The organism is Hwangdonia sp., from assembly GCF_048381975.1.
Lineage (GTDB): Bacteria > Bacteroidota > Bacteroidia > Flavobacteriales > Flavobacteriaceae > Hwangdonia > Hwangdonia seohaensis.
On record NZ_JBLWYT010000006.1, the window covers coordinates 65,009 to 90,741 of the forward strand.

25 protein-coding genes are annotated in these 25,733 nt (G+C 36.1%); 12 read left to right on the forward strand and 13 right to left on the reverse strand.

The window, feature by feature from the left end; translation table 11 throughout:
• Window positions 1-116: 116 nt before the first annotated feature.
• Window positions 117-1,316, reverse strand: coding sequence for an aminotransferase class I/II-fold pyridoxal phosphate-dependent enzyme (locus tag ACN5J7_RS11625; protein ID WP_418604022.1), 1,200 nt, complete (start codon window positions 1,314-1,316; stop codon window positions 117-119).
• Window positions 1,317-1,476: 160 nt separating this feature from the next.
• Here ACN5J7_RS11625 and ACN5J7_RS11630 point away from each other — a divergent pair, with 160 nt between their 5' ends.
• The 5 genes from ACN5J7_RS11630 (at window position 1,477) to ACN5J7_RS11650 (ending at window position 4,730) form a co-directional block, all read left to right on the forward strand.
• The gene (locus tag ACN5J7_RS11630) at window positions 1,477-1,935 is read left to right on the forward strand and encodes an Lrp/AsnC family transcriptional regulator (RefSeq protein WP_311937651.1); all 459 of its coding nucleotides are present in this window, start codon (window positions 1,477-1,479) and stop codon (window positions 1,933-1,935) included.
• Between the two features lie 195 nt (window positions 1,936-2,130).
• The gene (locus ACN5J7_RS11635; protein ID WP_418604023.1) at window positions 2,131-2,562 is read left to right on the forward strand and encodes a CPBP family intramembrane glutamic endopeptidase; all 432 of its coding nucleotides are present in this window, start codon (window positions 2,131-2,133) and stop codon (window positions 2,560-2,562) included.
• Window positions 2,563-2,664: 102 nt separating this feature from the next.
• Window positions 2,665-3,192, forward strand: a complete 528-nt coding sequence (locus tag ACN5J7_RS11640) for a hypothetical protein (protein ID WP_418604024.1) — start codon at window positions 2,665-2,667, stop codon at window positions 3,190-3,192.
• A 13-nt stretch (window positions 3,193-3,205) separates the two neighbouring features.
• Entirely contained in the window at window positions 3,206-3,916 is a 711-nt protein-coding gene (locus ACN5J7_RS11645) for a hypothetical protein (protein ID WP_418604025.1), read from the forward strand.
• Entirely contained in the window at window positions 3,909-4,730 is an 822-nt protein-coding gene (locus ACN5J7_RS11650) for a sensor histidine kinase (RefSeq protein WP_418604026.1), read from the forward strand. Before ACN5J7_RS11645 ends, ACN5J7_RS11650 begins: the two co-directional genes overlap by 8 nt.
• On the opposite strand, the gene ACN5J7_RS11655 is transcribed toward ACN5J7_RS11650, so the two are convergent.
• The 3 genes from ACN5J7_RS11655 to panB form a co-directional block, all read right to left on the reverse strand.
• Window positions 4,731-6,113: an aldehyde dehydrogenase gene (locus ACN5J7_RS11655; RefSeq protein ID WP_418604027.1), complete on the reverse strand. Its 1,383-nt coding sequence runs from the start codon at window positions 6,111-6,113 to the stop codon at window positions 4,731-4,733.
• A 22-nt stretch (window positions 6,114-6,135) separates the two neighbouring features.
• Window positions 6,136-6,837: an RluA family pseudouridine synthase gene (locus ACN5J7_RS11660; RefSeq protein WP_418604028.1), complete on the reverse strand. Its 702-nt coding sequence runs from the start codon at window positions 6,835-6,837 to the stop codon at window positions 6,136-6,138.
• A 98-nt stretch (window positions 6,838-6,935) separates the two neighbouring features.
• Entirely contained in the window at window positions 6,936-7,754 is an 819-nt protein-coding gene (panB, locus tag ACN5J7_RS11665; RefSeq protein ID WP_311937663.1) for a 3-methyl-2-oxobutanoate hydroxymethyltransferase, read from the reverse strand.
• 277 nt (window positions 7,755-8,031) lie between these two features.
• Between panB and ACN5J7_RS11670 the strand changes: the two genes are divergently transcribed.
• Window positions 8,032-8,169: a hypothetical protein gene (locus ACN5J7_RS11670; RefSeq protein ID WP_311937664.1), complete on the forward strand. Its 138-nt coding sequence runs from the start codon at window positions 8,032-8,034 to the stop codon at window positions 8,167-8,169.
• Window positions 8,170-8,238: 69 nt separating this feature from the next.
• On the opposite strand, the gene ACN5J7_RS11675 is transcribed toward ACN5J7_RS11670, so the two are convergent.
• Window positions 8,239-9,774: a helicase associated domain-containing protein gene (locus ACN5J7_RS11675; RefSeq protein ID WP_311937666.1), complete on the reverse strand. Its 1,536-nt coding sequence runs from the start codon at window positions 9,772-9,774 to the stop codon at window positions 8,239-8,241.
• Between the two features lie 169 nt (window positions 9,775-9,943).
• A complete protein-coding gene (locus ACN5J7_RS11680) occupies window positions 9,944-11,365 on the reverse strand; it encodes an L-serine ammonia-lyase (RefSeq protein WP_311939042.1) in 1,422 nt (473 codons plus the stop codon).
• Window positions 11,366-12,179: 814 nt separating this feature from the next.
• Between ACN5J7_RS11680 and dnaK the strand changes: the two genes are divergently transcribed.
• The 4 genes from dnaK to ACN5J7_RS11700 all read left to right on the forward strand — a co-directional run bounded on the left by dnaK (window position 12,180) and on the right by ACN5J7_RS11700 (window position 17,948).
• Window positions 12,180-14,087 (forward strand): molecular chaperone DnaK, encoded by a 1,908-nt coding sequence (dnaK, locus tag ACN5J7_RS11685; RefSeq protein ID WP_311937667.1) that lies wholly within the window; start codon window positions 12,180-12,182, stop codon window positions 14,085-14,087.
• 282 nt (window positions 14,088-14,369) lie between these two features.
• Window positions 14,370-15,599, forward strand: coding sequence for a class I SAM-dependent rRNA methyltransferase (locus ACN5J7_RS11690; protein WP_376717819.1), 1,230 nt, complete (start codon window positions 14,370-14,372; stop codon window positions 15,597-15,599).
• A gap of 62 nt (window positions 15,600-15,661) precedes the next feature.
• Window positions 15,662-16,609 carry a nitronate monooxygenase gene (locus ACN5J7_RS11695; protein ID WP_311937671.1) on the forward strand — a complete coding sequence of 316 codons (948 nt, stop codon included), beginning with the start codon at window positions 15,662-15,664 and terminating at the stop codon, window positions 16,607-16,609.
• Between the two features lie 61 nt (window positions 16,610-16,670).
• Window positions 16,671-17,948 carry a hypothetical protein gene (locus ACN5J7_RS11700; protein ID WP_311937673.1) on the forward strand — a complete coding sequence of 426 codons (1,278 nt, stop codon included), beginning with the start codon at window positions 16,671-16,673 and terminating at the stop codon, window positions 17,946-17,948.
• Window positions 17,949-18,212: 264 nt separating this feature from the next.
• On the opposite strand, the gene ACN5J7_RS11705 is transcribed toward ACN5J7_RS11700, so the two are convergent.
• The 4 genes from ACN5J7_RS11705 to ACN5J7_RS11720 all read right to left on the reverse strand — a co-directional run bounded on the left by ACN5J7_RS11705 (window position 18,213) and on the right by ACN5J7_RS11720 (window position 20,906).
• Window positions 18,213-19,052 carry an OmpA family protein gene (locus ACN5J7_RS11705; RefSeq protein ID WP_311937675.1) on the reverse strand — a complete coding sequence of 280 codons (840 nt, stop codon included), beginning with the start codon at window positions 19,050-19,052 and terminating at the stop codon, window positions 18,213-18,215.
• Between the two features lie 98 nt (window positions 19,053-19,150).
• Window positions 19,151-20,140: a glycosyltransferase family 2 protein gene (locus tag ACN5J7_RS11710; RefSeq protein ID WP_311937677.1), complete on the reverse strand. Its 990-nt coding sequence runs from the start codon at window positions 20,138-20,140 to the stop codon at window positions 19,151-19,153.
• Window positions 20,141-20,437, reverse strand: coding sequence for a barstar family protein (locus ACN5J7_RS11715; RefSeq protein ID WP_311937679.1), 297 nt, complete (start codon window positions 20,435-20,437; stop codon window positions 20,141-20,143). It lies immediately after the preceding gene.
• A 13-nt stretch (window positions 20,438-20,450) separates the two neighbouring features.
• A complete protein-coding gene (locus ACN5J7_RS11720; RefSeq protein ID WP_311937681.1) occupies window positions 20,451-20,906 on the reverse strand; it encodes a type I restriction enzyme HsdR N-terminal domain-containing protein in 456 nt (151 codons plus the stop codon).
• 109 nt (window positions 20,907-21,015) lie between these two features.
• On the opposite strand from ACN5J7_RS11720, the gene holA reads away from it, so the two are divergent.
• Window positions 21,016-22,020, forward strand: a complete 1,005-nt coding sequence (gene holA / locus ACN5J7_RS11725) for a DNA polymerase III subunit delta (protein WP_311937683.1) — start codon at window positions 21,016-21,018, stop codon at window positions 22,018-22,020.
• Window positions 22,021-22,024: 4 nt separating this feature from the next.
• Here holA and ACN5J7_RS11730 read toward each other — a convergent pair whose 3' ends face one another.
• The gene (locus tag ACN5J7_RS11730; RefSeq protein ID WP_418604029.1) at window positions 22,025-23,518 is read right to left on the reverse strand and encodes a YfcC family protein; all 1,494 of its coding nucleotides are present in this window, start codon (window positions 23,516-23,518) and stop codon (window positions 22,025-22,027) included.
• Between the two features lie 63 nt (window positions 23,519-23,581).
• On the opposite strand from ACN5J7_RS11730, the gene ACN5J7_RS11735 reads away from it, so the two are divergent.
• Window positions 23,582-24,247, forward strand: coding sequence for a uracil-DNA glycosylase (locus ACN5J7_RS11735; RefSeq protein WP_311937687.1), 666 nt, complete (start codon window positions 23,582-23,584; stop codon window positions 24,245-24,247).
• 11 nt (window positions 24,248-24,258) lie between these two features.
• Here the strand turns inward: ACN5J7_RS11735 and ACN5J7_RS11740 are convergent, their stop codons facing one another.
• Together ACN5J7_RS11740 and ACN5J7_RS11745 are read right to left on the reverse strand one after the other, a co-directional pair.
• Window positions 24,259-24,435, reverse strand: a complete 177-nt coding sequence (locus tag ACN5J7_RS11740) for a hypothetical protein (protein ID WP_311937689.1) — start codon at window positions 24,433-24,435, stop codon at window positions 24,259-24,261.
• Window positions 24,436-24,578: 143 nt separating this feature from the next.
• Complete coding sequence (locus ACN5J7_RS11745; protein WP_418604030.1) at window positions 24,579-25,685, reverse strand: C1 family peptidase; 1,107 nt, start codon at window positions 25,683-25,685, stop codon at window positions 24,579-24,581.
• Between the last annotated feature and the right edge of the window lie 48 nt (window positions 25,686-25,733).

Here is a 25,733-nt window from a genome sequence, read left to right on the forward strand (position 1 = left end):
TTTTTGGTCTCGTAATGTTACGATTTTCATAAGATGTATGCAAATAGAAATACTTTTGAAGTCGCTTTGTTTGTTTTCTTGAGTGGTTGTGTTTTTTCCGACCAATATAAAGTCGACTACATAATGTTTAACGCTTTCATACAGTCACGCATCATTTTATAAGTCCGTTCAATATCGGCATCCAATCCTATTGAAAAACGAATTAAGCCATCGCTTAAGCCCATTTCTTTTTGTTCGTCTTCGGGAATTTCTGATGAGGTGGAACTTCCAGGAGCAGAAAACAGGGTTTTGTAAAAACCAAGGCTCACGGCCAAATAACCTAAGTTTCTGTTTTGCATCAATTCCATAAGTTCGTTGGCCTTTTCCAAAGAGCCCACATCAATGGTTAGCATACCTCCAAAGCCGTATTTATCATTCATCATGGATTTAAATAGGTTGTGCGAAGGATGCGATTTTAAACCCGGATACACTGTTTTTAAACCATCAGCTTCAAATTTTTCAGCCAAAAAAGTAGCGTTAAAACTGTGTTGTTGCATACGAATGTGCAAGGTTCTTAAATTCTTTAAAACCGATGCCGCTCGCAAGCTATCCATGGTAGAGCCCAATAACATAGAGGCGCCGTTGTTCACATTACGCAAATCGTTTATAAAATCCTGAGTGCCACAAACCACGCCGCCAACCGTATCGCTCGATCCGTTAATAAATTTTGTTAAACTGTGTATTACCACATCGGCACCTAAAATGGCCGGAGAAATGGATAATGGCGAAAACGTATTATCCACCACTAATTTTAAATTGTGTTTTTTGGCCAAAGCTGCCAGCCCTTTAATGTCGGCAACTTCCAAAAGCGGGTTGCTAACCGATTCGCAGTACAAAACCTTAGTGTTTTTTGTAATGGCGGCTTCAACCACATCGAGTTTTGTAATATCGACAAACGAAGTTTCAATATTAAAACGCGGCGTAAAGTTTTTAAGAAACGCGTAAGTGCCGCCGTAAATCGTCCGGCTTGAAACAATATGGTCGCCAGCCCCACAAAGTTGCAATATAACCGGTGTGATTGCGCCCATACCCGAAGCTGAAACGTTGGCGGTTTCGGTGCCTTCCATGGCGGCTAAAGCTTCCCCTAAATATAAATTAGAAGGCGATGAATGGCGCGAATATAAATAACAGCCATCGGCGTTTCCTTCAAAAGTATCAAACATGGTTTTTGCCGATAAAAAAGTGTAAGTTGAAGAGTCGGATATTGAAGGGTTAACGCCGCCAAATTCGCCAAAGTATTGTAAATCTTGAATGTTGTTTGCAGGTTTAAAAGCCATAATAATTGATTTTAGTTGTTTTTGCAAAACTCTATTAATTTAGATTATAATACAATATATGTGATGTTGTTTAGAAAATAAATCTATAATAATATTATAATACAGATTTAAAGTTTATAGATTCTTCTTAAAATATTATCTTTATGAAAAATTTTCGATTATGATTTTTGATGATATTGATAAAAAACTATTGTTTTATTTACAAAAGGATAGTAAGCAGACCAATAAAGAGCTTTCAAATAAATTAAACCTATCGGTTACGGCGGTTTACGAACGTATTAAAAAACTGGAAAAGGAAGGGTTTATCAATAAATATGTAGCCTTGGTTAACAAGGAAAAAACCGATAAAGCTTTTGTGGCGTATTGTCATATAAAACTTGAAAAGCACAGTCAGGATTTTGTGGTTAGTTTTGAAAAGGAAGTCAATCGTTTAACAGAAGTTTTGGAGTGCTATCACGTAAGTGGCGATTACGACTATCTTTTAAAAGTATTGGTAAAGGACATGGCAGCCTTTAGGGAGTTTATGGTAAAAAAACTAACCACCATCAACCATATTGGCAGTACGCACAGCATGTTTGTTATTAACGAGGTAAAACACACCACAGCAATTAAGGTTTAGATGAATTCGGTTTTATATAAAGGTTTCGAGTTTTTTATCATTTTTATTTTGATCCCCTTGAGTTTGGTTTTAAGCTATCCGTTTTGGATCAAATTAGGTATCGGGTTTATGGGCTTTTTATACATCGTTTTTATGTTGTTGAAGGTTGAAAAGGAAAAATTCCGTATCGCCAAAAATTTAAAATGGCGGTTATTCATGAAACAAACGCTTGTAAAGTTTTTGGCTATTGTTTGCATAACGACGCTTTTTGTTTGGCTTACCAATAAAGAAGCGCTTTTTATGGTGCTCATCAATAAACCAAAATTATGGCTTTTTATCTTGTTTATTTACAGCGTTTTTTCAGTGTACCCTCAAGAATTGGTTTACAGAACATTTTATTTTAAACGCTATCACAGCCTTTTTAAAAACAAAAACCTTTTCATTTTTTTAAATGCCGTGGTTTTTTCATTAGGACATATCTTCTTTAGAAATACATTGGTAATAGTGTTAACTTTTTTAGGCGGTCTATTATTCGCCATAACCTATAATAAAACAAAGTCCACACTTTTGGTTACTATTGAGCACACCATTTACGGTTGTTGGTTGTTTACGGTTGGCATGGGCGATATGCTTGGTTTTCCACAATAATGTGAAAAGTGATTTCATTAAAACACAAATAACACTAACTGCAATAAAAACTTTTTACTATTTTAGACCAGCTATTACTAACCTTATAAACTGAATTATCACATGAAAAAACTAAGCTACATTATTTTAGGATTTATTATCGGTGCGCTTGCGACGTATTATTTTTGCCCAAGACAAATTGATGATGGCATAGATGATATTAAAATTGTAAAACCTAAAGGCGTTATTACACCAGATCAAGCTAAAACCTTAAATAATAATTGGACAACGTACAGAAAAGCAGCCGTAGATTCGGCAGCAAGTAAACAAGGTAGAAAAGTGGATAACCGCTCGACTTGGTGGTCTTTAGACGATATTGAAAACTACTTAGCTTTTGCTAAACATGAATCTGATAGTTTGGGTTACAGCATGACGGGAATTCGAGTTTACCTAGGTGTGTACGGTGAAAATGCTGGACAGGATAAAAAAGATTACACAACCATGTTTATGGTGCCAACAGCAAAAAAAGGTACAGATAGAGCCAGTATGAATCCGTTTGCTTTTCAGGGAGATGAAGAGGATTGTCCAGAATGTTCTCCTTTAAATGATGGAGGCACAGGTTATCCGCCAGGGGCACCATATCCTAATTAATACATAATAGATATTGGAAGATTTTTTTAGACAAAACTATTTATTACTCACACATAGTTTTGAAATATTAGCAGCTATAACTGGTTTGGTTTTATATAAAAAATACAAGTTTGTAGCTGCTAAGTATTTTATATGGTTCTTGGTTTTTGTTGTATTGGCAGAGTTTATATCGACTTATACGCTATACATTGACAACGATGGTTACTTTAGTTTTTTAAAAGGGACCGTATTTCAAAAGAATTATTGGTGGGGCACAATCTATTGGAGTATAGGCAGTATAATGTTTTTTTCATTTTATTTTATAAGAGTTTTAGAAGCTAAATCCCATAGATTAATTCTGCGATTAACGTCATATTCCTTCTTGCTTTTCTCTGTTTTATACATCATTTTTAATTGGGAGGCGTATTTTACAAGAAACCTAACAACAATTAGAATTTTTGGCGCCCTTATTGTTTTTTTATGTGCTGTTTTTTATTTTGTAGAGGTTTTAATGAGCGATAAGATTTTAAACTTTTATAAGTCCATAAATTTCTATATTGCGATAACCATATTTGTGTGGTGGTTAATTACAACCCCATTAATGTTTTATGATATTTACTTTAGAAGTGTAGATTGGAATTTTATAATTCTTAAATGGCAAATCTATTTATTCGTAAATATATTTATGTACTCCACTTTTACTTTTGCACTCATTTATTGTAAACCAGATATTAATAATGATTAACTATTTAACTGTTTTTTTAGCCCAAACCCAACCTGTTACTACACCAGCCGAACGCTACTTGCTCGTGTACATGATTATGGTTTTAATCATTATTACAGCTTTGGTTGTGGTGTTTTTTGTGGTGTTTCAAAAACGAAAAAACAAGTTGCTTTTAGATAGGATTAAACAACAGCAAGCCTTTGAAAAGGAAATAGCCATGGCCCAAACCGAAAGCCAAGAACAAACGCTAAAAAATATTGGTTGGGAATTGCACGATAATGTCGGTCAACTCTTGGCTTTTGCAAGTATGCAATTAAGTATTTTAAAAACCCAATTTACCGATAGCGATATAAAAGATAAGTTTAAGGACACCTCTGATGCGCTTAAGGAAAGTTTAAAGGAAGTCCGTTCGCTTTCAAAAACCTTAAACAATGAAGTGGTGTTGAACATTGGATTTGAAAAATCGATTAACAATGAATTGAATCGTTTAAAAAAAATGAAATTTACCAGTGCCGAATTAGTGATTAAGGGCGATAAGGTAGATTTTGAAAACAGAAAACACGAAATTATTATTTTTAGAATTTTACAAGAATTTTTATCCAATTCGGTGAAGTATTCCGAAGCTAAAAACCTTAAAATAGTTTTGGAGTACCAACCAAAACTTATTACCATAATAGCTTCAGATGACGGTAAAGGCTTTGATTTGAATACCGTTGAAAAAGGCTCAGGTTTAATAAATATGAAAAGTAGGGCAGCCTTGATTAATGCCACATTGGATTTATACTCAAAACCAAACGAAGGTGTTACACTTACGCTAAATTACCCAACGTCGTAACTACGAAAACCACTTAAACATGGTTTTAATCAATCTTAAATTGCTCGTGCTGTACGGCGCATATCTAAATGGCGGGTCAACCCAATTGCCGCGTTTTACAATCGCCTTATTATGGGTAAACGTATCGAAACCAAACTTGCCATGGTAAGCTCCAATACCACTGGCGCCAATACCTCCAAACGGCAAATTGGCGTTGCCATAATGAATTAAAGTGTCGTTAATGGCTCCACCACCAAAACTGAATTTTTCAATTGTGTTTTCAATAAAACGTCTGTTTTTCGAAAAAACGTAAAGCGATAAAGGCTTGTCATAATGCCGTATAATGGACGTTATATCGTCTTCGGTTTCATAAGAAAGAATGGGTAAAATAGGCCCGAAAATCTCATCTTTCATAACCTCACTATCTAACGGCGGTTCATCAATAAGTGTGGGCGCAAGGTATAATTCCTCTTCATTATAATCGCCACCAAAAGCAATCGTTACACCTTTTAAAAGCTGTGTTAACCGCGTAAAGTTTTTACGGTTAATAATCCTTGGGTAATCTTCAGAATTTTTAGCATCGCCATAAGCTTTAAGTATTTCATTCTTTAATGCATCGATCAAACCATTTTTTATGGATGCTTTAACAATCAAATAATCCGGTGCAATACAGGTTTGACCGCCATTAAAAAACTTGCCCCAAACCAAACGTTTCGCCGTTAGGTTTAAATTAATGGTGTCGTCAATAATGCAAGGCGATTTTCCGCCCAATTCCAAGGTTACGGGCGTTAAGTGTTTTGCTGCCGCCTGTGCCACTATTTTACCAACCGAAACGCTGCCCGTAAAAAAAATGTAATCCCAATGCTGTTTTAAAAGTTCGGTAGAAACATCAACGCCACCCTGAACCACCGTAGCCATCTCTTTTGGGAAAATATCTTTTACAATATCCGCTACCAATTGCGATGTGTTTGGTGTGAGCTCACTCGGTTTTAAAACTACCGTATTACCAGCAGCTATGGCCATAATTAAAGGGTTTATGGCGAGTTGAAACGGGTAATTCCAGGGGCCAATAATAAGCACTGTGCCGTAGGGCGATTTATAAATATAATCCTTGGATGGAAATAAAAGTACAGACGATTTAACCCGCTCTGGTTTGCTCCACGATTTTAGGTGTTTTATGGCGAGGTTTATTTCGGCAATAACCAAACCGTTTTCGCTTAAAAAGGCTTCAAACGATGGTTTTTTAAAATCGTTGTGCAGGGCTTCAAAAATGTCTTTTTCGCGACTTATAATCGCTTGTTTTAACTTTTTAAGCACACTTATCCTAAACGAGACATCTTTAGTTTTTTGTGTGTTAAAAAAGGCCTTTTGATTTGAAATTATTTCTGGAATGTTATTCAACATGTTTTTTTATAAAGATACAGAATTAAGACAAACAAGCATCCCAAATTGGGTCTATGGGTAGCGGTGCAGTAATATGAATGGTTATTTGGGAAACAGGATGAATAAACTTAATTTCCCTGGCGTGCAAATGAATGCCCGCATCTTTGTTGCTTCTGTCAAATCCGTATTTTAAATCGCCTTTAATGGGGCAACCTATGGTTGATAATTGGCTGCGTATTTGATGGTGTCTTCCGGTTTCCAAATTAACCTCCAGTAAAAAATAATTGTCGAGTTTTTTTATGGTTTTGTAATGTAAAATCGCTTTTTTGCTATCGGTTACCTCTTTGTTGTGGGCATACGATTTATTGTTTTTCGGATTCTTTTTAAGCCAATTAATAAGCGTGTCTTCCTTTTTTGGAGGTTGGTTTTTTACAACAGCCCAATAGATTTTACTAATATCTTTTGAAACAAATAATTTGTTGAGCCTCGGTAAAACCTTACTCGTTTTAGCAAAAATCACGAGGCCTGAAGTGGGTCGGTCCAACCGATGTACGGTGCCTAAATACACGTTTCCCGGTTTGTTGTATTTCTCTTTAATATAGGCTTTTACAACATCGCTTAAGGGTTTGTCGCCCGTTCTGTCTCCCTGTACAATGTCGCCCACACGTTTGTTAACAATAATGATGTGGTTGTCTTCGTAAAGCACATTGAGGTTTGATTTATTTGATAGAACTTTTTCGGCCACTAATTCACGAATATTTAATTACTGATATTTTTTGTTGAATTATAAATCAAGGTTTTTGCGTTTGAGCGAAACTGGATACTGCGACTGCGAACGGAAACTTAATACTGCTCGGAATCATTTGGGAAATCCCGCGATTTAACATCATCCACATATTGCGAAATGGAGCTGGTCATGTCTTCAAATAAATTCATATATCGACGTAAAAAACGGGGATTAAACTCATGGGTCATTCCCAACATATCGTGCAATACCAAAACCTGTCCGTCAACACCATTACCAGCACCAATACCAATAATTGGGATGCTGACACTTTCGGCAACCTGTTTGGCAAGTTTGGCTGGAATTTTTTCGAGCACAATGGCAAAACATCCAATTTTTTCGAGCATTTTGGCATCGTCAATAAGTTGTTCGGCTTCAACTTCTTCTTTCGCCCTAACCGTATAAGTTCCAAATTTATATATCGATTGTGGCGTTAAACCCAAATGCCCCATCACTGGAATACCGGCATTCAAAATGCGTTTTATAGATTCCTTTATTTCGCGTCCGCCTTCCATTTTTACCGAGTGCGCACCGCTTTCCTTCATAATGCGAATGGCCGAACGCAGGGCTTCTTTAGGGTCGCTTTGGTAGCTTCCAAAAGGCAAGTCTACAACCACCAAACATCTTTCTATGGCTCGAATCACAGACGATGCGTGGTATATCATCTGGTCCAACGTAATGGGCAATGTGGTTTCGTGGCCCGCCATAACATTACTGGCCGAATCGCCCACAAGAATAACGTCAATTCCGGCGCCATCAACAATTTTCGCCATGGTATAATCGTATGCGGTAAGCATCGATATTTTTTCGCCATTGGCTTTCATATCAACCAATGTTTTTACGGTAATGCGCTTGTATTCCTTTTTTGCTGTAGACATAGTTTTTGCTTTGTTTTGATAGTTGGTAAAAATAGTAAATTAAGGTTTATTTGGTGTTTTTGTTAAACTTTTCTTTATGAGGTGCTGATTATGAGGTGTATCGCGTATTTTTAGATTAAAATTCAGAATTATGGCACGCGCAATATTATATTTAGCCATGTTGATTGCATCCACGGTTTTTGGTTAAACACATAAAAAAACACAAGTTAAAGTAACTGTCGATACGTTTTTTGAAGGTTTTCATAAAAATGACACAGCACTTATGAAATCTGTGAGGATGGATAAAATAATCTTGCAAACAGCTTATACCAATAAAAACAATGAGGCCACTGTAATGGATACCGGAAGAAAAGAAGCGTGCCAAGAATGGATTGTTGGATTTTTAAAAGGGAAGGTAGTTGTAGCTCACGTGTAACTGTTTTTGGTTAAGCTTAAATACGTAATTTTTTAACTCAGTTCTTTGTTGTGCTTTCGTGTTTTTTAGTTATTCAATAGGAAATCCTTCATTTTTTAATTCTTTTAACTCTTCTTGGTTAAATTTGTCAATTACTAAATCCATTTTACTTTTATTCTTTCTTTTACCCCAAACCCATTCATAAATATTTCCCATGTATGGTTTTGGCTTAAACCATTTTCCTTCTGGATTAATAGATTTATTATTTCTAAATTTTTTCCATTCCTCTGTATAATCTTTAACTCTTGACTTTTTTATCCAACTTCTATCTTCTTTAAATTTCTGTTTCCACAATTTATTTATTTCATTGATTAGATAATCTGGTATTTTATCTTTTCTATGAATGATTCTTGAATTAAATAAAGTCTGATATTTGGATTTTTTTGGATTTATATCCTCTTCGAGGTGTGCTAAAAACCTTATTGCAGAATTTTTAGGACTTCTACTTTTTTTGTTATAATCAAAACCCGTTTTTTCAATTAAAGCTCTTGTTTCTGGGTCTTTTTTAGATTCTTGTAACCATGTTCCAAGATTTTCTCCCTCAAATGTGTAACTATGAATTTGACTAACTTCTTCTCCTTGTTTTAAAGCTTTACTTAATAATTTTAACCATCTTTTTCGGATGAAATCACTTCTTTCATCTTTTCCATCTCCGAAATAAAAATCAATTGATTCTAATTTTTTTAAATGCTCTTCAGGCATTTCAAGTTCAGAGTCATTATAAATCCATTTTTGTTTGTAATACCATCCAATTAAAGTTTTATCATCTGTATTATTTTTACTAACAGTAGTACGACCAAACTTTTCTTTATAGGCTTTCATGCGTTCAAACATTCCATCCCATTTTTCTAAATACTCTTCTGTTATTTTAAATTTATATTTTTTTGATTGACGAGCATTTTCGGTTATTTCTATTTCGCCAAGTGTTCCTATTTCAGGGTTTTTAAAACGTCTTTTAGAATTGTCGTGAAAGTCCAATAGCGAATTTTCATCAGATTCATATTTTTCAATTGAAATTAGAGACTCGTTTGCTAAATAATCTATGTGTTCTTGAGTGACTTTATCAAGATTATCACTTGTGAATTCCAATAAAGGTGAGAAGTAATCTTTGAGTTGATTCAAAACCTTATTTCCACCTTTGTCTTCATTTGTAAAGTCGAGTAAAATAGATGATTCTATGTTATAGAATAGACCTGATTTTGTTAGGTTGGAAGAGCCAGTAATAATTCGGTTCCTAACATCTCCTTCAAACACATAAACTTTTGGATGATAAATGTACTGTTTAGATGAATATACGTAACTGTCAATTTTCAATTCCAACAGCATTTCAAGAGCTTCTTTTGATGTAATCTTATCATCGATACCAATAAAAAAAGTGAAATTAGTTCCATTTTCCTGCGCTTTTTTTATGAAAGGTTTAAGTTTTTCAAGACCTTTTGACCTTAAAAAAGCATTAAAAAAAGTTACTTCGTTAAATGAAATTTTATTCAGAGTAGAACACACGTGATTTCCGATACTTTCTTCGGTATCTTCAAACAATCCTTGTCCTATGAATTCTGCAATCATTTATTTGATAGGTTTTTCGACATGAAGCACAACAATCATATATGATTAATATTAACTATATATTTATTATGTACGAAATATATCTTTAATTTTCGTACACGAATTTAGAAATTTTTTCTGACAAATTCAAGTTTTAAATAAAGCTAACCAGAGTAACGGGTTGCCCAAACTAACAATCGGTAAGATGCACACCAACCGCTAAACCGCCTTCGCTGGTTTCTTTGTATTTGGTATTCATGTCTTTGGCGGTTTCCCACATGGTATTTACCACTTTATCCAAAGGTACTTTTACATTATTTGGGTCGGTGTCCAAAGCCAATTCTGCGGCATTAATGGCCTTAATGGCGCCCATGGCATTGCGCTCTATACACGGTATTTGCACGAGTCCGCCAATGGGGTCGCAGGTTAGCCCTAAATGGTGTTCCATGGCAATTTCGGCGGCTACCAAAACCTGTTCCGGGGTGCCTCCAAGCAATTCGGTTAAGGCGCCGGCCGCCATGGCCGACGACACGCCAATTTCGGCTTGACAGCCACCCATGGCCGCACTTATGGTGGCGCCTTTTTTAAAGATGCTTCCAATTTCGCCAGCCACTAATAAAAAACGTTTGATGTCTTCAAAATCGCCATCGTGGTTTTCAATAACCAAATAATACATAAGCACTGCGGGAATAACACCTGCGCTTCCGTTTGTTGGTGCCGTAACCACCCGACCCAAGGAGGCATTAACCTCGTTTACCGCCAATGCAAAACAGCTTACCCATTTAATGATTTGCCTAAATTTTACTTCGGTATCCCTAATGGAATAAATCCATTCTACAGGTGTTGTATAGGGTTTGCCGCTTTTTAGGTTTTGGTGCATATCGTAAGCGCGTCGCCGTACATTTAAACCACCAGGGAGATGGCCTTCGGTATGGCAGCCGATATACATGCATTCCAGCATGGTGTCCCAAATGCGTTTTAGTTCGCTATCGATTTTTTCTTCTTCGCGGATGGATTTTTCGTTTTCCAAAACGACCTGCGAAATTGGTAAATTCAGGTTTTTACAAAACTGTAAAAGCTCTGTGCCTTTTTCGATTGGGTACGGAAAGGTGCACTTGATTTCAAAATTTCGTTTATGGTTTGTGCGTTCTTCTTTTACAACAAAACCGCCACCGATGGAGTAGAAGGTCGATTTTGATTTCCTACCATTGATGAGGGCAGTAAAAATCATGGCATTGGCATGAAACGGTAAAAACTTTTTATTGAAAACAATATCGGTCTCTGGGTTAAACGCAAGGGTTTTTTCGTTGTTAAAACGTATTGTTTTTGTGTTTTTTATGGCCGCAATGGTTGAATTAATGTGTTCTGTAGGGATGGTTTCCGGGTCGGCACCGCTTAAACCAAGCATAATGGCAAAATCGGTGGCATGCCCTTTGCCTGTTAATGACAGCGAACCGTACAAATCGACGGAGATGGCTTCAACTTTATCAAACTTGTTTGCCGTTTTTAATTCTTTAATCCAACGTTCGGCGGCGCGCCAAGGCCCGAGTGTATGCGAGCTTGAAGGGCCAACGCCTATTTTTAGCATATCGAAAACCGAGATACATTCCATAATTACGCAATCGTTATAGTTTGGCAAATATAGAGAGATTGTTTTTGATTCATAATTTTTTTTGACACGGATTTCACCGATTTTCACGGAAGGGTTAGTATTGTGGATGTTACACGGAGATTCGCGGAGGTTTGTTACTACTTTTACTCACATTGGAAAAAAGAGATGAATGATAGAGGAAAGACAGAAGGCCGATGACCGAAGGTTTTGTTGCGTTTGAGTGCGATTGAATACTGCGACTGTGACTTAAAACCTTTATGTCGCGCAAAGATGCTAAGGGACAAAGTGTTGTGTTGAAAAAATATTAGGCGTTAAGTTACTGTTGCTGCGAGCAAGTGCGCAAGGGATTGCAGCGGCAGCTTTTGGCGAGGCGCGCATCGAGCCAAAACTATAAGCGGAAAGCCCGACCTGCCACCCTGAACGCAGCCGAAGGGCAAAGGTTGCGCCCATATTAAAAAATGAGATGAGAGAATACGCAGAAGGCAGGAGACCGATGACAGGAGGCCGCAGTTTTTGTTGTATTTGAGTGTGACTGTAAACTGCTTACTGTCGACTAAAATATGACACTGTGTCATACTTTTTGAGTTGGCATAATGATTGACTTAACCTACCTGAAATTAAAAATGAACATTGAGAAGATTTACATGTTATGAGAACAAAAAATAATTTATTTACCTTAAAGCTTAATGCTAATAAAAAGGGACATACTTGGAACGAGAAAAGGCGTTACAATAATGTTAGATAAGTAGAAATTGAGAATTAAAAAAGACTAATTATAAAAAGTAAACACAACAAATTAAAAGTATAAAATATTATGAGTAAAATTATTGGAATCGATTTAGGAACAACCAACTCTTGCGTTTCTGTTATGGAGGGTAACGACCCTGTTGTTATCCCAAACGCAGAAGGTAAACGCACGACACCATCGGTTATCGCTTTTGTTGAAGGCGGTGAGATTAAAGTTGGTGATCCTGCAAAAAGACAAGCGGTAACTAACCCTACAAAAACTGTTTATTCGATTAAACGTTTTATGGGTAATAAATATTCTGAATCTAAAAAAGAAGCAGAACGTGTACCATATAAAGTGGTAAAAGGTGATAACGATACACCACGAGTTGATATTGACGGACGTTTGTATACGCCTCAAGAATTATCGGCCATGATTCTTCAAAAAATGAAGAAAACAGCCGAGGATTATTTAGGCGCAACGGTAACCGAAGCGGTTATTACCGTACCGGCTTATTTTAACGATGCACAACGTCAGGCTACCAAAGAAGCAGGTGAGATTGCAGGTTTAAAAGTTAGAAGAATTATTAACGAACCTACAGCTGCAGCTTTAGCTTACGGCATGGACAAAAAGAGTACAGACCAAAAAATTGCTGTATTTGATTTTGGTGGAGGAACACATGATGTATCCATTCTTGAATTAGGTGATGGTGTTTTTGAAGTATTATCTACTGAAGGCGATACCCACTTAGGTGGTGATGATGTTGACGAAAAAATCATTAACTGGTTAGCTGATGAGTTTAAAGCAGAAGAGTCTTTGGATTTACGCAAAGACCCGATGTCTTTACAACGATTAAAAGAAGCAGCCGAAAAAGCGAAGATTGAATTATCATCTTCTGAGCAAACAGAAATTAACTTGCCATATATTACAGCAACAGCGAGTGGACCAAAGCACTTGGTGCGAACTTTAACACGTTCTAAATTTGAGCAATTAATTGACGACTTGGTAAAACGTACTATCGAGCCTTGTCAATCTGCATTAAAAGCAGCTGGTTTATCAAAAGGAGATATCAACGAAGTTATTTTGGTTGGTGGTTCAACACGTATTCCTGCCGTACAAAAAGCCGTTGAGAAATTCTTCGGAAAAGTACCGAGCAAAGGTGTAAACCCAGACGAGGTGGTATCTTTAGGAGCTGGAATTCAAGGTGGTGTTTTATCAGGAGATGTTAAAGACGTATTGCTTTTGGATGTAACGCCTTTATCATTAGGTATTGAAACCATGGGTAATGTAATGACGAAGCTTATTGAAGCGAATACTACGATTCCTACCAAGAAATCGCAAGTGTTCTCTACAGCTGCCGATAATCAACCATCGGTTGAGATTCACGTATTACAAGGTGAGCGTGCTATGGCTGCCGACAACAAAACCATTGGACGTTTTCACTTAGATGGTATTCCACCTGCAAGACGTGGTACACCGCAAATTGAAGTGACTTTCGATATTGATGCAAACGGTATTATTCACGTTACTGCAACAGATAAAGCAACAAATAAAACCCAAGATATTCGTATTGAAGCATCTTCTGGTTTAACTGAAGAGGAAATCCAAAAAATGAAAGCAGATGCTGAAGCGAATGCTGAAGCTGATGCAAAAGCAGCGGAAAATGCTAAGAAATTAAACGAAGCAGATTCTATGATTTTCCAAACCGAAAAGCAATTGGAAGAGTTTGGCGATAAATTATCCGATGATAAAAAGAAGCCTATCGAAGATGCTTTGGAAGAGTTGAAAAAAGCTTACGAAACTAAAGACATTGAGGTGATTACGCCAGCTTTAGACAAAATAAACGAAGCTTGGAAAGTAGCTAGCGAAGAAATGTACAAAGCACAAGCTGAAGCTCAAGGTGGCGGAGAAGCGCAACCCGGACCAGATGCCAGCCAAAACGGTCAAGCAGAAGGTAGCGATGTGGAAGATGTAGATTTTGAGGAAGTGAAGTAAGTTGTCATTCCTGCGAAGGCAGGAATCTCATCAAAATATTCTGTGTGCATGGGTTCGATTCCCATATTCTCCACAAGTAATTAATATTGGGGAATTAGCTTAGTGGAAGAGCAGCAGGTTGATAATAATAAAAAACGCAATCATTAATTTGGTTGCGTTTTTTTGTTTCTGAAAAATAGAACGTATAATTATGACCTTAAGTTCCGATGGCGTCCGAATCGAAGCAAAATGAATCAGAAAAAGCGTTTCTTTGTAAATTCAATCGTTATAATTAAAATTTTAATGCCTTTTTCACCAAAAATAAAATCAAATTACAAACCAAAACGTTTAGCCGTTAAGCTTAGCGCTAAAGGCGAACAGTTTGTTGTAAAAGGACATCCGTGGGTTTTTTCCAATAATATTGTAAAAATAAACGATGATGCCAAAACCGGGGATTTGGCCATCATTTTTGGTAAAAATAAAAACCGGGTTATAGGTTTGGGGTTGTATGATGCGCATTCGCCCATTCGCATTAAGATGCTTTATAGCGAGCAGGAAAAGGTTCAAATCAATGCCGCTTTTTTTCAAGATAAAATTGAGGAAGCGTATGCGAAACGGCTTGGTTTATTAAAAACAAATACGAATAGTTATCGTTTACTATTTGGTGAAAACGATGGGTTTCCGGGTTTAATAGCCGACGTTTATGCCACTGTATTGGTTGTTAAAATTTATTCTGAGATTTGGCTGCCGTATTTAGATGCCATTATTCCGAGTTTGCAACAAACCTCGAAAGCTGAAACCGTTGTGCTTCGATTAAGCAGAGGTTTAGAGCAGTCTAAAAACCATCAATTTAAAAACGGCGATGTTGTTTTTGGAGCCTTGGAACATGATGTCGTTCAGTTTGTTGAACATGGTGTTAATTTTTCAGCTAACGTAATCAAAGGTCATAAAACCGGTTATTTTTTAGATCATCGCGCCAATAGAAAACAAGTGGGTATGTGGAGCAAAAACAAATCGGTTTTGGATGTGTTTAGTTATGCTGGTGGGTTTTCGGTTCATGCACTGGCAAATGGCGCCAAAGAAGTAACCAGTTTGGATATTAGCAAACAAGCTTTGGAAATCGCCATTGAAAACGGAAAATTAAACACTTACACCGGAACACATAAAACCATTGCTGATGATGCTTTTAAAGCGTTAAATGATCTTATAAAAAACAAAACAACTTTTGATGTTGTTGTTATCGATCCACCTAGTTTTGCCAAACAAGCTTCGGAAATTGCGCTAGCCAAAAAAAAATATGCGCAATTGGCAGCATTGGGTGAACAGCTTACAAGTAAAAACGGATTGTTGGTATTGGCATCGTGTTCGTCCCGTATCCAGGCACAGGTTTTTTACGATATTAACAATCAAGTGCTATTGGAAACCCAAAGAGCATTTAAGGTGCTTTTAAAAACACAGCACGATATCGATCATCCAATAGGTTTCCCCGAAGGCGCTTATCTTAAAACCGGCTATTATCGTTTTTTAGATTAGATTTATCTTAATTTGTTATGCGTGCATAATATTTATTATATTTGCTCAAATCAATTTAAAAAATGGCAACCAAACTCACACAACTTTTAAATATTAAATACCCCATCATTCAAGCGCCCATGTTTTTGGTATCAAACGTGGCCATGGTTACTGAAGCCATGAAAGGCGGTATTGCAGGCTGTATTCCGGCACTTAATTATAGAACACTTGATGAATTACGAGCGGCTATAAAAGAATTGCATGCCAACAAAGTTGAAGGTGGTTCGTTTGGTTTTAATTTAATTGTAAACAAATCGAATGTTAAATATAAAGATCAGTTACGCGTAATTTGTGAAGAAGGTTGCGATTTTATAATAACCTCGTTAGGCAGTCCGGAAGAAACCATTATCCAAGCACATAAAGCTGGTATCAAAGTGTTTTGCGATGTGGTGGATTTAAAGTTCGCCAAAAAAGTTGAAGACTTAGGTGCCGATGCTGTTATAGCTGTGAACAACAAAGCCGGTGGCCATAGAGGTGGTAAATCGCCTGAAGATTTGATTAAGCAATTGGTGTCTAATTGCAACATTCCCATAATTTCTGCCGGTGGCGTAGGTTGTAAAGCAGATGTTGATAAGATGTTGAGTTACGGCGCAGCGGGTGTATCGGTGGGCAGTCCGTTTATTGCATCAACCGAAGCCAGTGTTACCGAAGAATACAAACAAGCTTGTGTAGATTACGGCGCTGACGACATTGTGGTGACCGAACGTATTTCGGGCACGCCGTGTACAGTTATCAATACACCTTATGTCCAAAAAATAGGTACTAAGGCCACATGGATTGAAAATTTACTCAATAAGAATAAAAAGCTCAAAAAATGGGTGAAGATGATTCGTTTCTCCATTGGGATGAATGCCACAAAAAATGCAGCAACCAAGGCGACTTACAAAACAGTTTGGGTGGCAGGTCCAAGTATTGAGCACACCACAGAAATTTTACCCACCAAAGCTATTATTGAACGTTTGGTTGTTTAATTAAACATGAAACAGGTTGTGAGTTATAGTGTTTGAGGTAATAAATTCTTAAATTGCTGTAATGAAAAAGTTTTTATTATTCCTATTACTGTTTTTAATACTTGCCATTGGTTTAATATATTGGTCTGTTTCCAGTACAGACAAAGAGTTTGAGCGCGGACATCTTATAAATATCGATAACGTAGAGTCGATAAATTTTAAAGATTACGATTCGGTTCGTATCGCAGCAAGCATGCTATACGAGGGTGAAACCATTAAAAAACTCATTCAAGGCGAACAATATAGAGAGGCATGGGCAACACCAATAAAAGCACCGGTTGTTTATCTAGATACGCTTTTTGGAGGGATGAGCATAATTAAAGAAGGTGGCGGTAAACAAACACACTCGTTAAAGCTCAAGGCACCAAGTGGAATTGTTTACACTTTACGAAGCGTTAATAAGGATCCACAGCCTTTAATCCCCGAGTTTTTAAGAACCCTAGGCCTCGAAAATATAGTTGTTGATGGTATTTCAGCACAGCATCCTTATGGTGCTATACTAGCGGCAGAACTGGCCGAATCATCAAAAGTACTGCACACACATCCCAAGTTGGTTTTTATTCCCAAGCAAAAATTATTGGGTGATTTTAATGATAAATTTGGAAATCGATTGTTTTTGTTGGAATACGAATCGGACAGCAAAAAAAATTGGACTGCACTTGAAAATATCATTGAAATTTTGGATACTGAAGACTTGCAAGAACTTAAACGCAATCATCCAGAAACAGTAAGCATAGATAAAAATGCATTGGTGCGCTCGCGCTTATTCGATTTTTTAATTGGTGATTGGGATAGGCACACAAAACAATGGGGTTGGGCGATTCAAAAAAACAACAATCAATATACGGGCATACCAATTGCAGCAGACCGTGATAATGCTTTTTTTAATATTGAAGGAGTTATTCCGTCGTTAATTGCTAATAAAAATATAGAACCCATGTTGCGACCATTTGAAAAAGATATAGATTTTTTACCTGGTCTTGTTTACCCCTTTGACAGATATTTTCTGCTTAATACACCGGAATCTATTTTTATAGGAGAAGCCAAGTTTTTACAGAAAAAATTAACGGATAAAACCATTGAATCCGCTTTGCATGTTTGGGACAAAGCCATTGCCAACCGTGATGGAGAGGAGATTGTTGAAAAAATTAAAAGCCGAAGGGACAACCTTGTGCAGTATGCCATTGAATTTAAAAAAGTAATTGATGAACGAGGTAAACTCCATGAGGCATTAAAAGGTTCGGAGGATATAGATTTACCAGACTCATTAATAGCGTGTTTTGAATGTTATAGTGAATGAGTTTTGTTGTTTTACCAAAAATGCCAATATTAAAATGGACTTTAATCAAGAGCTACACTTGGCAAATAAGCGCGTTAAGGATTGCAGTGGCATCCTTTTTTGAGTGCGCGAAAAAAAGATATAACGGAAAGCCTGACCCCACTTGCCCTGAGCAGAGTCGAAGGGTGGGGTAACGCCATAATATTGAAATGCATTCAGCTAAAATCAGCACAAAAAAAAGCCCAATCGAAAGATTGGGCTTTTAAAATTATAATTGAGAGCTAATTAGTTTCCACCAGCTTCTAGGTTTTTCATTTCCTTTTCAATCATTTCGTAGAACTGATCGATTTTAGGTAGCACAACAACACGTGTACGTCTGTTTGTTGCTCTGTTTTCAGCAGTATCGTTATCAACTAAAGGCACGTAATGGCTACGTCCGGCTGCGATTAATTGTCCTGGGTTTACACCAAGATCCTGTAACTCACGAACAATTGATGTAGCGCGCTTAACACTTAAATCCCAGTTGTCTAACAACACACCTTTTTGGAACGATCGGCTATCGGTATGACCTTCGATCATTGCTTCAAATTCTGGTTTGCTGTTTATAACTTTAGCCACTTTGGCTAAAACTTCTTTGGCTCTAGGAGTTACGTTGTAGCTTGCGGTTTTAAACAATAGTTTATCGGCAATTGAAATAAATACAACACCTTTTTCTACGTTTACCTCAATATCCGGATCGTTAATACCAACCTCACGTTTAAGGCTAGTTACCAATGCCAATGTTACGCTGTCTTTTTTGGTAAGCGCATCTTGTAAACGCGTTATTTTTAGTTCTTTTTCTTTTATGCTTTCAAGTGTTTTTTCAATGCTACTTGCACCTTTGGCAGATAATATTTGTAGGTTGTCGTTGCTTTTACGCAAATCTGCAATTTGCTCTTCTAAAGCGGTTGCTCTTGCTGTTACAGCTGCTTTGTCTGCTAAACAAGAGTTTAGTTTAACGGTTGCAGAATTTAACAAATCCTGAGTTTCTTTTTGTTTTGCTTGTAAGTCGGTAAATTGTTTTTTTGATACACATGAGCTTAATAAAAAAATAGTTGCTAAGCTAAGTAATAAAACTTTTTTCATAATTATTAAATGGATTAAAATTTCTGTTTTTGTTGATACGCAAAAGTATGAAAAAAACTCCTGATTAAGGCATTGTTAACAAAACTTTTACTACCCTTTCATAAACTTTTATAAAGGGTATTTTTATTTACGAAATATGCAAATACTATGGATGTTTTTTGATAATATTTTATGGTTTGATTTAGTGTTTTTCGCTGTTTGAGTAAATAGGGTAAATGCGCGTAAAAACCAACATGCGCTTTAATAATGGCTAAAATATGTTTAAACTTTAATTCGAATAAAAATTTTACGCCTGCAACGCCATCTAGAATTAATCGGGCAAGTATTAAAAAGAAAAGGTTGCCCTTAGCGTTTTTTGTTACGGCGAATAAACTGTTTCTGAAATTTAAAAAAGTTTTTTTCGGATGGGTATTGCTTAAAGTGGCACCGCCCACATGAAAAATTGTTGAGCTGCCAACATATTTTACCTTGTATCCCAAATTATTGGCGCGCCAGCATAAATCTATTTCTTCCATGTGTGCAAAAAAGGCTTCATCAAATCCGTTTAAGGTATTAAAAACCTCTTTTCTGATAAACAAGCAGGCACCCGATGCCCAAAAAACCTCAGTGGTATCGTTATATTGTCCGTTGTCTTTTTCAAGGGTGTTAAATATGCGTCCGCGACAATACGGATACCCAAATTTGTCGATAAAACCACCGGCTGCTCCGGCGTATTCAAAATAATCCCTTTTGTTGTAATCTAAAATTTTAGGCTGGATTATCGCGGTATTTTCTTCAGCATTAAACGTATCTATAATAGGAGTGAGCCATTTTTTGGTCACTTCCACATCACTGTTCAACAAACAAAACACATCAGCTTCAATATTTTTTAACGCTTCATTGTACCCTTTGGCATAACCGCCGTTTTCTTTATTTTGAATGATTTTAATTGTAGGGAAAGTGGTTTTGATGAATGCGACAGAGTCATCGGTCGAGGCATTATCGGCTACATAAATTTCAGCTTCGTTTGAATGCTGAATGACCGATGGCAAAAATTGCTCCAACAATTTTTTTCCGTTCCAGTTTAATATGACGATGGCTGTTTTCATTTAATTAACCTTAATGAATGTAATATTTTCACTTTCATCAATAATTTCCAATACTCTATTTAAAAAAGCTTGACTAAGGTATTCTTCACTTTTTTTGAAGTTTTTCCACTTCAATATTATTTTTTCATCACAGTCAAAACGACCGAATCCACCACGAAGAACATCATTAAAAGCATTTAAATTTCTTCCAATTTTCCATGTCAAACCAAAAGTGAGTTGCTTTTCTACTTGATTGTAAAAACTTTTTTCACTTTTGATACTACTCCCGTTTAAAATATATTCTGACTTTGTTTTCATTGACTGTGGCTGTTTACCGCGACTGCTTACTATATTTTGGAATTTCCTTTAAAAAATTATAGCGCTCCTTTTCAAAATCCATTTGGCAATAATAGTGATTTAATCCGTTGGTTACCATTAAATAACTCGCGTTAAGCACCAAATTATATTGTGCAATTTGATCGAAAGTATTTTGGTTAATCGCAATGTTTGGCGCTTTGCACTCTACAATTAAATGGATGCTTCCGTCTGGATTAAAAACCACAATATCGTATCGCTTTTTTAACGTGTTCACAATCAATTCCTTTTCAACGTTAATTAAAGATATCGGATAGCCTTTTTCTTCTATTAAATATTGAACACAATGTTGTCGCACCCATTCTTCGGGTTGTAAAACCACAAATTTTTTACGAATACTATCGAATATAGAAATTTTATTTTCGCTACTTTTGAAACGAAACGAAAACTTTGGAAAGTTGAGCTCTTGCAATGCGATATTAATATTTTTTCAAAGTTAAACACAAAATAACAAATCGCAATATTCAAATACCAAATTCCAATAGATTGTTGTTTCTTTTGGAGTTTTAAATTTACATGGTGTGGACGAAGTCAAACAATTAGTTACCGATATAAAAAACAAAAACCTTAAACCTATTTATTTTTTAATGGGCGAGGAGCCGTATTATATTGATAGGATTTCAGATTTTATTGAAGATAATGTGCTTTTAGAAGAAGAAAAGGGGTTTAACCAAATGGTGCTTTACGGACGCGATGTGACCATTGACGATATTGTTGGGAATGCCAAACGTTACCCCATGATGGCAGAGCGTCAAGTGGTAATAGTAAAAGAGGCACAAGATTTATCGCGTACCATTGAAAAGCTTGTGGATTATGCAAACAATCCGCAACAAACCACGGTTTTGGTGGTAAACTATAAGTACAAAAAAATTGATAAACGCAAGGCCTTATATAAAGCTGTTAAAAAAGTTGGGGTTGTTTACGAAAGCAAAAAATTGTACGAAAACCAAGTCGCCGATTGGATTCGCAGAGTGCTATCGTCAAAAAAATATACCATTTCCCCTAAAGCGGCGCAAATGTTGGTTGAGTTTTTGGGTACCGATTTGAGTAAAATCAATAACGAGTTGGAAAAACTTCAAATTATTTTGCCCAAAGGCACTCAAATTTCGCCCGAACATATCGAAGAGAACATTGGTATTAGCAAAGACTTTAATAATTTTGAATTACGAAAGGCTATTGGCGATAGAAACGCTGTTAAAGCGTATCAGATCATTAATTATTTTGCCGAAAACCCAAAGGACAACCCCATGGTTGTTACGGTGTCGCTTTTGTTTAATTTCTTTTCGCAACTGCTTCATTTTCATGGGTTAAATGATAAATCGCCCCGTAACGTGGCATCGGCATTAAAGGTGAATCCTTATTTTGTAAACGAATATATTACGGCGGCCAAAAACTACCCGATGCGAAAAGTTAGTACCATTGTTTCTGTGTTGCGCGAATTTGATGTAAAAAGCAAAGGTGTTGGTAGTAATGCCGTGCCTCAAGGGGATTTGTTAAAGGAGTTGTTGGTTAGGATTCTGTCGTGATTTTTTATATATAAACCGAAATAGTTAGTACAAGCATCGTAAATAGCAACAGGATGATAACCAATGGCATTACAAATTTCAACCATTTGTTGTAGCCTACTTTTACAATGGCCAAAGAAGCTAAAATTAACCCTGTTGGATTTACAAATGCGAACAAGCCCATACCGTATTGGTAAGCGTTTACTACCATTTCCCTTCCCATACCAACGCCATCAGCTAACGGAGACATTATAGGCATAGTTAATACCGCCATTCCAGAAGATGAAGGAATAAAGAACGACAATCCGCCATAAATATATAGCATAACATTTATAAATAGACCTTTATTCATGCCGTTAGTTGTGTTGCTGGCATAGTACAAAAGGGTGTCACTAATTTGTCCGTCATTCATTATTATAGTAACACCTCTGGCAATTCCGATAATAATGGCGACACCCAATAAATCGCCGGCGCCTTTTACAAAAACATCTACAAAAACGTGTTCTTTTATTTTTCCAATAACACCTATGGCAATGGCGCCTATTAAGAATACTACGGTCATTTCTACAAACCACCATTCCAATTGAGAAACCCCATAAATCATAACGATAAAGCACATAATAAAAATGAAAAGGATAATGCGTAACCGCATAGTTAATTTTAAAGAAGCGTTTGTAGTATTGCCAAAGTGTTGTTCTATGTCTTCTTTTTGATCGTAGATAATAGATTTTGTAGGGTCTTTTTTTACACGTGTTGCATATCTAATGATATACAAAATACAAATAAGTGTGCCTAAACCCAACATGATAAACCTTCCGGTAATTCCCGTTGTCCAATTTATACCAGCCGCATCAGATGCTATAATAGAGCTAAAAGGATTTGTAGTAGAGCACATAGTACCAATAGTAGAGCCAATATAAATACATGCTAACGGCACCAAGGCATCATATTTAGCCGCTAAAAATATAGGAATGAGAATAGGGTAAAAGGCTATGGTTTCTTCTGCTAAACCAAAGGTGGTCCCTCCAGCAGCAATAAGTAAGGTAACTAAAATAATTAAAATATACTCGTTTCCTTTTAATGTTTCTGCCAACCAAGAAATACCAGCATCAAAGGCACCTGTAAAATTTATAATACCAATTAACCCGCCAATAATTAACACTAAAAAAATAATATCTGCACCTTCAATAATACCTTTAATGGGAGATTTTATAAATTCAACAAAGCCTTGAGGAGAGGCTTCAACTTCCTTATATGTATTTGGGATGCTTATAGGTTTCCATATATCGCCATTAGTGAATTTCTCTAACGGAATTTTAATTTCCAGGGCATTTAAGGTTTCTTGAGTAGCTGCTAATTCTACAGTTTTATTTAAACTTGTTTTGGTAAACGTATTTTCGGTTTTATTATAGGCTAATGAATCGTATTTTCCTGAAGGAACTAACCAGGTTAAAATAGCAACTAAGCCAGCAATTATTAATAGTATGGTTTGGGCCGTTGGAAATTTTATTTTTTTCAATCCTGATTGTTTTATTTAATCGAAAGATAGTAATATTTTTAGTGTAATTTTAGATATATAAAAATGACCTTAGAAATTCACAAAAGTTGGCAACCCTATTTACAAACCGAATTTGATAAAGCGTATTTTAAAAAACTTGCTGATTTTGTTAAATCTGAGTATAAAAATGAAACCTGTTTTCCTCCTGAAAACCAGATATTCAATGCTTTTAATCAGTGCCATTTTAACGATGTAAAGGTTGTAATTATTGGTCAGGATCCCTATCATGGCGTTGGGCAAGCAAATGGTTTGTGCTTTTCGGTAAATGAAGGTATCGCACATCCGCCATCGTTAATTAATATTTTTAAGGAAATTGAAAGCGATTTAGGCATACCGTATCCTAAAAACGGAAACTTATCACGTTGGGCAAACCAAGGTGTTTTATTGTTAAATGCCACGTTAACAGTAAGGGCGCATCTAGCAGGTAGCCATCAAAAAAAAGGCTGGGAACTGTTTACAAATGCAGTGATAAAGCTAATAAGTGATAATAAAGAAGGAGTTGTATTTTTACTTTGGGGCGGTTTTGCAAAACAAAAAGCCAAATTAATCAATACGAAAAAGCATTGTATTTTAGAGTCGGGACATCCTTCTCCGTTAAGCGCAAATAGAGGATATTGGTTTGGCAATAAGCACTTTAGTAAAGTGAATTTACTATTAAATCAAAAAGGGAATAAAACGATAGCCTGGTAAAATATATGCTGTTAACTTCCTGTAGGTGCAAGTTTTTCAGATTCTTGTTTTAAAACAATAGTTGGCTTTAAAACAATAGGTTTTTTATTTACTTTTGAGGTTCTGTTTGTTTTGTTGCTGCTAAATTTTAACAATAAAAAATTTATAGCAACGAGCGTAGAAATTGAAATGGTAATTGTAAATAGCATAGATGTTGGGATTAAATAATCGATAAAATAAAAAAAAGGTTAAAGTGATTGTTTTTACCGATTAAATTTTAAATCTGGACAAAAATAATAAATAAAAGACTACAAACCTATGTTTTTCAATTTATTTTCAAATTTATTTCATTTTAATTCAATAAATTTTTTGGCAAAACATCTTTGTGCACCATGATAGAAATGGTTTTTAACCTAAAATAGGACTCACTCATATATATATAACCGTCATTTGCTACACGGTCTGAATTTTTACCCCAAGAATTCTTTACCTTATAATACGTCGTTCCATTTTGGTCTTTTAGCATTCCGGTAATGTGCATTAAATGGTCGTCGGTGGTATTGTAATTTTCAAATTCTTGCTGCCTTAAATCTTGGGTGATTTCTTTTTCCGGCAGTACACGTTCCAAGGCTTCAATTTGGTTAATAGTATCTTCAGGAATTACCGCTAAACCATGTTTTGATGAAAAGGTTTTTTCGCTTACATCGCAATCCAATTCAACAGTATAACCCGCTTTTAGCGCCTTATTTGTTATGTCCACTAAATCGTCTAGCTTAACGTTTAAAAACGACCCGTTGGAAAAATTATCCGGAATGTTTAGTATAAAGCTTGAATTAAAAGGTTTGTGTGAAAACGAGGTAATGCTAACATAATCTTTCGGGTTTATTTTTGTCATTTTTAAAAATGATTCCGGGGTGTATTGTACGCCCTCATAATTAAAAGTTGATATGTTTTTGCCCAAATAAATATCCAAAACACTTTCGGTTACCTGTTTCCATTTTGGAGATAACTGGCGCCCGGGATTTTCAATATAAACATCGAGAATGCCTTTTAAAACAGCTATCATTTCAGAGTGATTGTGTCTTGTGGTATGAGCTTCCAAACCAGGATACACAGCGTTTGGTACCAAGCCATAATCTGCAACACTATTAATTACATCATGGGCTAAACCGCCTTCGCTAAACTGTGCTTTGCCTTGTCTCATAATGTAATTCCAAGCCTTTTTCGGATAGGTGTTTCGAACGGTGTACATTTCTGATAAATCTATTTTTTTGCCCGTAGTACGCATGATTTCACTTTCCAAAAACGACGATGCAGAAAAACTCCAGCAAGTTCCCGTATTGCCTTGGCTAATCACATCGGTTGTTTCTAAATCTATTAGGGTTTCAAATTCATAAGATTGCGAATTGCTTAAAAATGAAACAAAAATTAAAATGACTACAATAAGGCTATTTTTCATGCTGAAACAAGTGTTTTAATGAAATAAAATTTATTTTTGACTAAAATA